Consider the following 654-nt stretch of genomic DNA (forward strand, 5'->3'; position numbering starts at 1 on the left):
TTCGAGATAGGGTATGTGTGTACTTTTAATATACCCGCGTTTATCTTCTCGTATACAACGCCCTGTTAATTCAACAAGTTCAAGGTACGATTTAAGCTCAAACGGGAGTCCTTTTGGCATTATTTGACGTGGCATGCCTGCAAAGCGGAGAAGTTGTTTTGGTTGTTTTCCTTCCATTGCACATGTTAAGCGTAGTTGGGCGCTGGTATGGTCAGATTCTTCTGGGGTGTTAGCCATTTTAGCTCTGATTGGGTTTAAGTCGACATACGCCATACAAGCTACCAATGCGGCTTCATCAAGAAGTGCTTGTGACCTAAACCGCCCTTCCCAGAACCTACCTGTGCAGTTATCTTCTTTGTTTGCTCTGCGCGCAATGTCTTCATTTAATAACCTCATAAACCAACTAATACTTGATAGGCGTTCTCGGTATTCCTTTACTGTTTGATTAAAAAAGATAAGTTCAGCTTTACTTAGCTTCTCACCCTGTATGTACTTTTGCGTAAGTGCAGTGCCCTTACACAGCTTGTGCCAGCGAATAACAATTGCTTTGTCATTCAGCCGATTCGCTTTTTTATCATCAACATACAGGACTAAATGGGTGTGGTTACTCATAACAGCATAAGCACAGACGTCAATACAAAATATCTTGGCTAA

The 654-nt window shown here is 41.7% G+C and carries 1 protein-coding gene; it reads right to left on the minus strand.

The annotated features are described in order from the left end of the window. The coding region (locus CWB66_RS20995; RefSeq protein WP_138586962.1) for a transposase at positions 1-654 on the minus strand (654 nt) is incomplete at both ends.

Origin of the sequence: Pseudoalteromonas sp. S558, assembly GCF_005886635.1 — a bacterium.
GTDB classification, from domain to species: domain Bacteria; phylum Pseudomonadota; class Gammaproteobacteria; order Enterobacterales; family Alteromonadaceae; genus Pseudoalteromonas; species Pseudoalteromonas aliena.